8 protein-coding genes are annotated in these 11,892 nt (G+C 42.4%); 7 read left to right on the forward strand and 1 reads right to left on the reverse strand.

The features are described 5' to 3' along the window. Positions 1-174 precede the first annotated feature (174 nt). Together AB6E51_RS20090 and AB6E51_RS20095 are read left to right on the forward strand one after the other, a co-directional pair. Positions 175-1,374, forward strand: a complete 1,200-nt coding sequence (locus tag AB6E51_RS20090) for a NupC/NupG family nucleoside CNT transporter (RefSeq protein WP_372058223.1) — start codon at positions 175-177, stop codon at positions 1,372-1,374. A 164-nt stretch (positions 1,375-1,538) separates the two neighbouring features. Beyond that, positions 1,539-3,353 (forward strand): cation:proton antiporter, encoded by a 1,815-nt coding sequence (locus AB6E51_RS20095; protein ID WP_372058222.1) that lies wholly within the window; start codon positions 1,539-1,541, stop codon positions 3,351-3,353. Positions 3,354-3,479: 126 nt separating this feature from the next. On the opposite strand, the gene folD is transcribed toward AB6E51_RS20095, so the two are convergent. Further along, positions 3,480-4,337, reverse strand: a complete 858-nt coding sequence (folD, locus tag AB6E51_RS20100; protein WP_017062367.1) for a bifunctional methylenetetrahydrofolate dehydrogenase/methenyltetrahydrofolate cyclohydrolase FolD — start codon at positions 4,335-4,337, stop codon at positions 3,480-3,482. A 906-nt stretch (positions 4,338-5,243) separates the two neighbouring features. On the opposite strand from folD, the gene AB6E51_RS20105 reads away from it, so the two are divergent. From AB6E51_RS20105 to AB6E51_RS20125, 5 genes are all read left to right on the forward strand, one after another. After that, positions 5,244-6,686 (forward strand): site-specific integrase, encoded by a 1,443-nt coding sequence (locus AB6E51_RS20105; RefSeq protein ID WP_371955744.1) that lies wholly within the window; start codon positions 5,244-5,246, stop codon positions 6,684-6,686. After that, on the forward strand, positions 6,683-10,039 hold the full coding sequence (locus AB6E51_RS20110; RefSeq protein ID WP_371955745.1) for a hypothetical protein: 3,357 nt from the start codon (positions 6,683-6,685) through the stop codon (positions 10,037-10,039). Before AB6E51_RS20105 ends, AB6E51_RS20110 begins: the two co-directional genes overlap by 4 nt. 4 nt (positions 10,040-10,043) lie before the next feature. After that, a complete protein-coding gene (locus AB6E51_RS20115; RefSeq protein ID WP_371955746.1) occupies positions 10,044-10,700 on the forward strand; it encodes a hypothetical protein in 657 nt (218 codons plus the stop codon). 176 nt (positions 10,701-10,876) lie between these two features. Continuing rightward, positions 10,877-11,440, forward strand: a complete 564-nt coding sequence (locus AB6E51_RS20120; protein WP_372140072.1) for a recombinase family protein — start codon at positions 10,877-10,879, stop codon at positions 11,438-11,440. A 9-nt stretch (positions 11,441-11,449) separates the two neighbouring features. After that, a complete protein-coding gene (locus AB6E51_RS20125; RefSeq protein WP_371955748.1) occupies positions 11,450-11,866 on the forward strand; it encodes a VPA1267 family protein in 417 nt (138 codons plus the stop codon). Positions 11,867-11,892: the final 26 nt, after the last annotated feature.

The raw sequence follows: 11,892 nt of genomic DNA on the forward strand, positions 1-11,892 counted from the left end.
TATGGAAAAAGTACGCTTTTTAATCAAAGTTAATTATTAAAATTCAATAACTTAATTATACTCATAGTTAAATCGTGATTACCCAACATTACATTAACAACCTCAGCTTGCCGCAAACGATTTCCTCTATAGAATGCGTCGCCTTTCCTACCTACAACTTTTAGGTTGACGCACATGGCTTCCCTACTTGGAATTATCACTATTTTAGTTGCCGCTTGGTTACTATCTACGGACAGAAAAAATATTCCACTAAGAACAGTCTCTTTGGCTTTCTTATTACAAATCTCATTCGCGCTATTGGTTCTGTATGTACCAATGGGTAAAGAAGCGTTGAATGCAGCCACGGGTGCGGTATCTAGCTTGATCAACTACGGTCAAGAGGGGATTAACTTCCTATTTGGTGGCCTAACTAATAACGGATTTGTTTTCGCGATTAATGTTCTTGGCATCATTATCTTTTTCTCTGCACTGATTTCAGGCTTGTACCACATCGGCTTTATGCCAAAGGTGATCAACCTTATTGGTGGTGCGCTACAGAAGTTCTTGGGCACAGGTCGTGCGGAATCATTGTCTGCGACTGCCAATATCTTTGTCGGCATGATTGAAGCGCCATTGGTGGTTAAGCCTTACTTAAAACACATGACAGATTCACAACTGTTTGCTGTGATGGTGTGTGGTTTGGCGTCTGTAGCTGGTGGTACGCTAGTGGGTTATGCATCGCTTGGCGTTGACCTAAACTTCCTGATCGCTGCGGCATTCATGTCTGCTCCTGCTGATCTATTGATGGCCAAGATTTTGGTACCAGGTAGCGCAGATGAGGCTCAAGAAAATATTGAGTCTGACGTTGAAATTCCACGAGCAACAAACGTAGTTGAGGCGATGGCAGATGGGGCTATGTCTGGACTTCGTATTGCCGTTGCGGTGGGTGCAACACTTCTTGCCTTTATCAGTGTGATTGCAATGCTGAATGGCTTGCTAGGTATCGTTGGCGGCTGGTTTGGCGTAAACCTAAGCTTCGAACTTATCCTAGGTTATGTGTTTGCACCCGTTGCATGGCTGATCGGTGTACCGTGGTCTGAGGCTGTGGTTGCGGGCTCATTGATCGGTAACAAGATTGTCGTGAACGAGTTCGTGGCTTTCATCCAACTAATGGATGCTAAAGAGGCACTAAGTGAGCACTCGCAAGCGATCGTAACTTTCGCTCTATGTGGCTTTGCTAACATCTCTACTATGGCGATTCTTATCGGTGGTTTGGGCAGCTTAGTTCCAGAGCGTCGTTCTTTCATCTCACAATATGGCTTCAAAGCAATTTGTGCAGGTGTGTTTGCTAACCTAATGAGTGCTGCTATTGCTGGTGTTGTACTTTCTCTATAGTTAACTGCTCATGACTTTACTCCCCCTATAGTAAAGTGACTGATTAATCACAATAATATTCGGTTAGCGTGAAAAAGAGAGCCTATAGTGTAAGAACGTAGGCTTTCTTATTTCATTGAATAGTTTGTACCACAGGGTGTGGTGCAAACCTTTTAGGGGCACAAATGGATTTGTCGATTACTTCTTCTTTGGCGTTAATTGGACTCTTGTCTTTAGCTTGTCAGCAGCTCGGCTGGCGTTTACGTCTTCCCGCCATTCTCCCTCTCCTTATCGTTGGCCTATTGTTAGGTCCCGGCCTGAATATTCTAAATCCCGATGCCATTTTCGGTGATGTGCTGTTTCCTATGATCTCCTTAGGGGTTGCCATCATCTTGTTTGAAGGAGCATTGACCCTAAATTTCAAAGAAATCAGAGGCCATGGCCGGATGGTGACTCACCTCGTGAGTTTCGGCATGTTGATTACATGGGCGTGTATCGTGGTGGGGGCATACTACTTTGTGGACTTCAGTTGGCCGTTAGCCGCACTGTTTGGTGCATTAGTTGTGGTAACTGGCCCTACGGTAATCGTGCCCATGCTTCGCAGTATTCAGCCTAAATCTTCGTTAGGCAGTATCTTGCGATGGGAAGGGATAGTAATTGATCCGATTGGCGCTCTGTTTGCGGTTCTCGTCTACGAGTACATTGTTTCTTCTGCCGATCCTACCGGACACGTTCTGTCAGCTCTGGGCCTGACGTTAGTCATAGGTTTAGGCTTAGGGATCATCGGTGGCCATTTGATTGCCAAGATGCTGCAAGGGCATTGGGTACCGCACTATTTACGTAATGTGGCTGTGCTGACGCTAATGTTGGCGGCGTTCTCGTTTTCTAATGATCTGAGTGAAGAATCGGGTTTATTAACCGTGACCATCATGGGGATCTGGCTTGCCAACGTGAAGGGCTTGGATATCGAAGACATCATCGAATTCAAAGAAACCCTGACCGTGTTACTTATTTCTGCGTTGTTTATTCTGTTAGCGAGCAGGCTCGACTCCGGAACCTTCCTCTCGATAGGTTGGGGTGGTATTGGGTTGCTAGCGGTGGTTATGTTGGTGGCTCGCCCGTTAAGCGTGTGGATCAGCGGGATCGGTACGGATCTTAATTCGGCGGATAAATGGTTTTTGAGTTGGATGGCACCGCGCGGGATCGTTGCAGCCGCGGTTTCTTCTCTGTTTGCAATCAAACTTCAAGAGAAGCAATTAATTGAAGGCGCAGATTTACTGGTGCCAATGGTGTTCTTGGTCATCATCGGTACGGTTGTGATTCAGAGCCTTACCGCGAGTTGGTGGGCGAGAAGGCTAGGTGTGACTCAAGAGAAGGCACAAGGCGTTATCTTCTTTGGTGCGACTCAGTTTTCACGCCAGTTTGCCAAAGTGTTGGCGACACACAACATCAACAGTGTGCTTGCCGATACCAACTGGGAAAGCATTCGCTTAGCGCGCATGGAAAACTTGAATGTTTATTTTGGTAACCCAGCTTCGAGCCACGCTGAAAATAATCTGGAATTGGATGGAATAGGGCGTGCGATGATCGTGTCGCCTTATCGTCAAACCAACCCGTTAGTTAGCATGCACTATCAAGACGAGTTTGGTGAGAATAAGGTGTTTGAGCTTGAATCGTCAGAGACTAAGCATGAAAGGCACCAAGTGAGCCGCGATGGCAATAGAAGTCTGTTTTCGGAAGGGATCACCTATTCTAAGCTTAACTCGTTGATGGCTCAGGGTAGCCAAATTAAAAGTACAGGTTTGACCGAGGCATTTGATTTAAAAGAGTTTAACGCTTTGTATCCTAAAGCCATTCCTCTTGGGGTGATTAATGGCGGTGATTTCCGTTTAATTACACAAGGATCTGAGTTGGAAAAACTCATATCAACGGAGTGTGAGCTTATTAGTTTATTACCGCCTTCTGAACAGACGGAAAAAGTCGAGACTCCAGATAAGTAGCAACGAGCACTTCATCAAAAGCGAGTCACCCCGTTGTAAAAACGAATAGCTAAGTACCAAAGCATCAAAAAAGCCGCAACGTTCATCACGTTGCGGCTTTCTAATTTTATTTATATGCGCTGCGGACTACTTCGAGTGAAATTGCTCGCAAGCGATCATGGTGTTCTCGATTAGGCTCGCAACCGTCATTGGGCCAACACCACCCGGCACAGGTGTGATGAAGCTTGCGCTTTCTTTCGCTACGTCGTATTCAACGTCGCCCACTAGTTTGCCAGATTCTAAACGGTTGATACCAACATCGACCACAACAGCGCCTTTCTTAATCCAAGCGCCAGGAATGAAGTTAGGCTTACCAACGGCAACTACAACAACGTCTGCTTGACGCACGTGACCTTCAAGGTCTTTGGTGAAGCGGTGACATGTTGTCGTCGTACAACCTGCTAGAAGAAGCTCTAGCGTCATTGGGCGACCTACGATGTTTGATGCGCCAACCACAACCGCGTGCTTACCACGTAAGTCGATGTTGTAACGGTCAAGCAGCGTGATGATGCCTTTTGGCGTGCAAGAGCGAAGCTTAGGCATGCGCTGAGCCAAACGGCCGACATTGTAGGGGTGGAAGCCATCAACGTCTTTTTCTGGCGTGATACGCTCAAGAACGTGAGTGCTATCAATGCCTGCTGGTAGAGGCAGTTGAACAAGAATACCGTCGATCTCTGGATCGTCGTTCAGTTGGTCTACAAGTGTTAACAATTCGTCTTCTGTCGCAGTGGCTGGCAAGTCGTAAGATTTAGATACGAAGCCAACTTCTTCACACGCTTTACGCTTACTTCCAACGTAAACCTGAGAAGCAGGGTCTTCACCCACTAAAACAACCGCTAGGCCCGGAGCGCGTAATCCAGCTTCAGTACGAGCTTTTACACGTGCAGCAACTTCGGAGCGAACCGTTTGAGAAATTAGCTTTCCATCAATATTTTGAGCAGTCATGAATTTCCTTAGTATTGATATTCAAGTTAGTGGCTGATGTTTTTGGCGCATTATTCCAGAAAATCTTTTTGATTACCATCAAGCAAACGTTTGCTTTGCTCTATTTTCCAACACTTATATGTTTGTTGGCCTTTTTTTACCCACTTAGATCAGAATGTTACATAAAGCCGTTGCTTTACTGATTCGAATTCGTATAATTCGTTCCTGTAGCGCGCCCTTAGCTCAGCTGGATAGAGCACCTCCCTTCTAAGGAGGTGGTCGAAGGTTCTTATATTAGGTTAATTCTGGTGTAATGAATTAGCAAGTTTGCAAAGCGGTCGTGATACCACGTTTGGTGCAATGAAGGCCAAACGAAGAAACAATTTGAATTTCGTTTTTTAACTAGTTATAGTTTAAGAACTAAATAATGCGCCCTTAGCTCAGCTGGATAGAGCACGTCCCTTCTAATTGGCTAGTTTATACTAGCATTCAGGTTGGGCCTCTTTTTGGAAACGATAAGAGTGTAAGACGTCAAATTCGGGGAAACCTTACTTTTACGAGTTGGCAATCCCGAGCCAAGCCCAGTTATACTGGGAAGGTGTAGAGACTAGACGGCGTCTACCTAAAGCTTTTAAAGCTATGGTAAAGGGATAGTCCAGCGCACAAAGCCTCTATAGGTGGTAGCGAAAGCTATAGTGTGATGAAGGATGTGGTCGTAGGTTCGAATCCTACAGGGCGTGCCACTTTCGAAGAGCCAGTATCTATTAGTTTAGATACTGGCTTTTTTCGTATGCCTGCTAGAAAATTTCCCATCATTTAAAAACTAAAAAGCCAACGAATCCTTGTTTCCCAATGTCATTGCACCAAAATAAAAATACTGCTAGTTTATATAAAGTTACTTAGGTTAATTATTGGTGCAATGGACTTATGCCTAGAAAAACAAAAAATCTAACCAAGAGAGAGTTAAGAGACGCAGACGGCGTGGTGTTTTATTCATACATATCGAATAAGACAGGTAGGATTGTTGAGCTTGAAGAGCATATAAATGCAATGATTTTGAGTAGCCAACCATACAATACAGTTAAAGCTAAGGCTTCTGATCTTGCTAAATTTTATGATTACTTTATCGAGGCATCGATAGTGATGCATTCAGAAGAGTACAACAATGCAGTTAGTGACAATCCCGCCATAGCAGCAAGTCATGAACTCAGAAGTACATTGACGTTAATTTTTGCTGGGTACGCCTCATTTCTACTTGATGGAAAGCACTCTAAAAACCCTTTAGCAAGAATATGTGCTGAGAACTTAGACTCTAGTTCTCTAAAAAGAGCTTCTGTCAGTCGCATGATATCTAGTTTGTGTGATTTCGTGTCCGCGTCAAATGCCCTTGAGCATAGTTTGCAACGCCAGCGCAATGCGGATGGGCTAATAGATGTAGAACAAGGGCTAACTGCTGTTGGTCAAGAGCTTGGAAAAGTCAGGCACTTATCATACAGAGAACGCGCTGCCTTAGTTGAAAGGTCTTACATGGCATCTTGTATATCTGGTGGTGCAAAGGTCACAATGATTAAGAACTTTTTTAAACTTCCATCCACACCAAAAGCAGAACACGATAAGTTCTTTCCCCTTGAATGCGTTGGACAATTCTATATCAATGTCAAAACCCATCGCGATAGAGCCATATATGCACTTTGTTTTGGAGGCGGGTTGCGTATCTCTGAGGCCGCTTCTATCAGGTTTCAAGATGTTGACGTAGTAAAAGAACACGTCAAGCTACACGACAAAGGCACAATCAGTTATTTAGAATCAGTTAGTTATACTAATGTAGCAGGTAAATCCATTGACCATTACTTAGTCCACTTGATTGAGCCGTTTAAGACTCTATTTTTTGAAGAGTTAACACTTTATTTGGAGAATGAGCGCCCGGAATCGGGTTCTGAATATCTATTTTTACAGTCGCGTGGAGTCAAAAATAAACTCACTGAGGAAATGATTTACCCTCCATATTTTCACTCAAGTGAGAGTACCATCTGTGAGGCTTGGAATCGTAATCTTACAAGAGCGGGTTTGACTGATGAGATTTTCGACAAGCTTGGAACTCACTCGATGCGTCACTTCTATGCGGTCTTTATGCGCAACTTTGCTCCGCGTCCTGAAGGCGGTCAGGGTTATTCAGATCAAGAGATTCAGTACTATATGCGCCACTCTGAACTCAAGAGCACTAAAAAATATTCCAAGGAAAGCTTTGTGAAAATGGCGCAAAAGATTGAAGACACAAACAAAGCACTAATGGAGCATGAAACCGCCTTTTACGAGGGTAGGCCTACCAACAAGTTCGCTATGATCGAAAAACAGAGTAAAAAATTATGATCTTCAACGATACCCTCACAATAGACAGTTTCAGAACTATTGTTGATTCCTTTAGCATTAAATTAAAAGAGAGTTGCGATAGTGCTTTTCCTGCTTCGTACAAACGAAAATTTAAAGGTGCTGACGATGGTAGTGATGATTGTATTGCTACCTTGAATAAAATATCCCAAATGCAACTTTTTGAAATTAAAAGTTTTTTGGTGGAGATGGAATCTTTGCTGAAAATGGAGGTTCGTGGCGATACTAAAGAGAAATACCTTCCCGTGTTGGATAAGCTTGTTCCATCATCCAATAAGATTAGACCGAATGACATCTTTAATCGCATGCACAATATGCGTCTCTTTGTATCTTACCTTGCCTTAAAAAAACTTGTTGCATTGAACCCAATGGTAGGTTCCCACCCTAAATCAACAAATGCTGCGACACGTATTAGCACTACAGCTATGAGCCAATTTATCCCTCCGCTGGCCAGTGATTTATGGCTTGGTGCGACAATGAAGCGATTTGAAACCAACATCTCATTCATACAAGTACCATCATTCAAAAAATGGTATGTGAAACATATTCAATTAGAAAAGTTGTCGACTGATAAGCTCAATCAGTCTTTCAAGAGGTTAGCAGACATCATTGTGGCTTATGGAATTACAGACGCAAATGACATTACCGTGGATGTTTTACTCAGCTATCATGATAATTTAATGCAGCATCATGATAACAGCCCCGCAAGTTACAATATCAGCCCTGCGATTGACTTACTGGTTCGCGCTGAACTTATGAGTGAAAACGATATCTACAAAGAGTTCACCAAAAGGAGAGTAACAATACAAACGAGCGCAAAGTCAGCATCGAACACAGCAGTATACAGTGAAAAATCGAGCAAACTATGGAAGCTAGTCGGTAAAAATGTTCAGGGAATCAAAGAGATCATAGTTCCTATCAGAGATAGAAAAAACCTTATAGATTATGGCTACTGGTCTGGTAAAGGAGGAAGTGATTCAGCATTTTACCCTGAACAACTGAATGAGGATAACATCTGGGTGGCTGCGCAACATGACTATATTCGAGCGACCTCAAATGAAGCTGGAACAGTCAAGCAAAAAAAGATGCGACTCAGTATTTTTAATAAGTACCTATTCTCATATCTGCCCGCTTATTTCAGTACTGACTTTTCCGGAAAGTTTTCCTATCCAGAGCGACCTGAAGATTTGCTGCATAGTATTTACGTTCAGCGGAGCAATGTATTTGAAATTGAAAATCGAGAAAAATTTACAGAGGGCTTTCAATACCCAGTAACGCTTCAACAGTTTGTTTATGATATGACCTCTGCTGTCCACCGAGATGATACTAAAAGTAACAACAGTGGTAGGGATGCTTTGCTAATAATCAGCAATTTCTTTGATTATCTTACTACTTTAGATTCGGGGTTGGTGCAGAGCTTTAGAAACCCTCTTGTTGGAAAGGCTAAGGAAAAAAAGGGTAACAGGTATGTGAAAAATACCAAGTATGTCTTTGGGTTAGAGTATTGGCTTGGTTTGCGTAGTTTTTGTAAAGAGGTCACTAATCAGATTCTAGATGAGTCAGAGAGAGCGATAGAAACAGGTGTGAACTGTCGGAACTATGTTGTAGTAAATCGAAATGTCAATATTGACGGTAGCGTTCCTATGAAAATAGGTAGAGTAAACCTAAGCCAAATGCCTCAAATAAAGCTGGTCAAGAATGATACGGTCAGGAAGATATATGGCACTAAAGATGAGAACGTGTATATCCATAATCACATCGCATGGTCTCTAATGAATTTAGGTCTTCACTCTGGGCTGAGAAGGTCAAATGCTATTTGGCTGGATGATCGAGAGTGCTTCAATTTATATTCTCCCAATGGTGGCGCGTACCAACAGTTGATAGTGACAAACGATAAGGCAAAAAATGAGCCGTATCCGGTCACGGTATCTAAAGAGACGATGGAGATTTTACGCAAGGTATATAAGATCAAAAAAAGGGCAATGGAGTCCAACCCGAGTATTTGTGGTGACATTCCATATGGTGGTTATGAGGACTCTAAATGGGGAAATATCTCACCATTATTTAGAATAAAAAAGTTTCACAACGACGCCGCGTGTCCTCACTTATTTAGTGAAATGATCAATGAATATGAAGCGTTCCTAACCCGCAATGGTGTTAGCTTTGAGCCTACAACACTTTTTACCCCTACACTTAACTATTCAGTGAGTGAGTTCCTCCACCTTACGAGTTTAGGCGAGTTTGATACAAAGCTATGCGATATTTCAGTTTCATATCATGATTGTCACAAGGCCGTTGCATTTACACCTGTCATTAGAAAAACTCGAATAACACCGCACTCGTTGCGAACTATGACGGTTAGTGTTTTTGCACCAATTTTAGGGTCGAATGTGGTTGGGAAATACTTGACTGGTCAATCTGAAGCGACAGTCGACTACTATACAAAAAGTCTACCAGATAGCGCCTCAAAGGAATTGATTAATCAGATAGTTATGATCATAGATGATGCTAAGATAAACGATCAGAATACCATACTATCTGTGCGTGATCTGGAAATTAACCAGCAGGCTTTTGAGAAGGAATTGAATGATTCACCAAGTAAGACAATAGATAAGTATAACGCTCAATCGGTAAATTTCGATATGGGCGAAACTGTAATTCAACTCAACGGACTTACCGAGTTGGGGAGAGTTAACACCAACAATATTGCTTACTTCCGTACCCACATTTGCCCTACTGGTGGAGAATGTCCTAAGGAAATTATTAACAGCATTGGTGAGAAAAACTGCCATGCATGTCCATTAACTGTGTGCACAAACAACAACCTCCCTGCGATCACTTCAACAATTCGTCTTTTGTGTGATGACATTAAAACAATAAATACAAAGTTGGATAACTTTGAAATGCTTGAGACAGAAATAAAAGAACTCGAGAACGAGAAAATGGAGTGTGTTATCAAAGCATCATATTGGGAAGTGCGCAAGAACGTGATTGAAGATGCTAACGCCAATGTTAACGGTATCTATTATGTGTCTGACGAGGGCTTGCAACTATTGAATTCAATGAAAGTTCACGGTGCAAGTGAGCAAGAAATGCTCATGTTAAGGTTAAAGGAAACTGAGGGAATTCCGTATTTACATAGTGATAGACTAAAAATGCAAGCCTCTAGGCTCAGAAGAAAAATAGAGGTTAGGGCTAAAGATCGAGTGGGTCAGTCTACTGAAGACCTGTCTGATATAGAGTATTTAGTGGCAGTGGCAAAAACGAAGGCTGATCTTCGAGGATTAACCAATAATGAGATATTGGCTCTGATGAGTACCGGAAACCAGAGATAGCGTTATGGCAACTTTAATTGAGAGGAAACAATCTCTTGCGAAGAAACGAGTTGAATTTGTTGAGAAAATTCTCATTGAGCTAACTGCATCAAATTCGACGTTTGCATCTTCGCGTAAACTTTCGGAGTATGTAGCACAAAAAATGACAGAGTATGGGATGCCTGTCGATAGTTCTACATTAAGGAGAGCAGGTAGTCGATATAAGGTTCTGATCGATAACTTTGTCGGTAAGAAAGAGGAAAAACCTGACGCTAAGGTCAAGCTCGAATTAAAGGTCAGGAAGCAAAACTTGGATATAGAGAGATTGACCACACGCGTGGATGAACTGGAGCATGAAGTCGATGGAAAAGAGAATGAAATTCGGTTGCTGTTAGTTGAAGCGCAGGACAAACGAAACAGTGTCATCGCCTCTATTGCCCCCCCCAAGGCCACAACATATACACAATCTGAATTAGCTACGATCAAGCAATTGCATGAGAGTGATAAAGCGCAGCTTAGTAAGGCTCTTGAAGTTATCGAAAATTTACTAAAACCTGAACTTCGAACAGCGCAAAACATGGAAGGTTCTTTCGTGGTTAAGAATGGTAAAGTCATTGACTTGCTGACGGATAGTGAGCTTTTCAATATGGAAAACCTACCTGACTATTTCAAGGACAAATAATCATTCCGTATACTGGATTTCTTGAAACACTGTCCATAAAGGTACACTTTAGTTACACAAAAACAGCACCTGCCGAGGTGCTGTTTTTGTGTGTAACATAAGGTCTATTCATATTTGTTGACATGTTGTAACTTAATGCGTAGTGTTTTTGTTACGATACCTAGGTGAGTTTACTTATGACAATTCAAAAAGTTGGATACATACGAGTGTCCAGTGCAGATCAGAACATTGACAGGCAATTAGTCGGTATTGATGTAGACAAACTATTTGTAGAGAGAATGTCTGCTAAGACTGTACGAAACAGACCAGTACTCACAGAGTGCATTGAGTACCTTCGTTTAGGCGACGAGCTGTATGTTCACTCTATTGACAGGCTAGCTAGGAACCTCCTCGACCTTCAAGGCATTATCGAAATGATAAACAATAAAGGCGCTTCGGTTATCTTTCTAAGTGAAAAATTAGAGTTTTCAACTAAAGAAGATCCTTTTGCCAAATTGACGATGCAAATGCTCGGTGCATTCGCAGAGTTTGAGCGAAAGCTGATTAATATTAGGCAGCGTGAAGGAATGCAAGCAGCAAAAGCAAAGGGAAAAAATATTGGTCGCCCTTCTTTATCTCAAGATGTAGTTCAGGCAATCCGTCAAAAAGCGAGTGCAGGTATTCCCAAGTCACAGATTAGCAAAGAGTGTGGTGTATCTCGACAAACAGTGTATCGCGTGCTAGGTGCTAAAAACACATAAGGAATAGGAATGGCAAACGGTCAACAGTTGGCTCAAGAAAACTTGTACAAGTTTGAGGTATGGAAGGCCACTAAGTCTGATTCAGATTATAAGAGCATGATTCATCGAGGCAAGCTCAACCGAGGTGAAATATCAAAGCAAGCTGATATAGGCAAGTCAGCATTTAGACAAAACCCTGCCCTTGCTAAAGCCCTAGAAGATCTAGAGAAATACCTGCGTAGTATAGGAATTCTTCCTAGTTCGGTTGGAAAATCAACCGCCACTAGAGCATCCTCCAGTAAAGAGCGAGACAATAGTGCTATTAAAGTTAGGCTTCTAGAGGCTGAAAATAACAAGTTGAGGTCTGAGATATTGGAGCTTAAAGCCAAACTGTCTCGTTATTCCGAGCTGGAAGAGGTCATCAATACTATGGGTAATATTTTATGAATGTGTCATCTCGGTATTACATCAGA

It is taken from the genome of Vibrio sp. 10N.247.311.47, from assembly GCF_041467535.1.
In the GTDB taxonomy this organism is placed as follows: domain Bacteria; phylum Pseudomonadota; class Gammaproteobacteria; order Enterobacterales; family Vibrionaceae; genus Vibrio; species Vibrio crassostreae_C.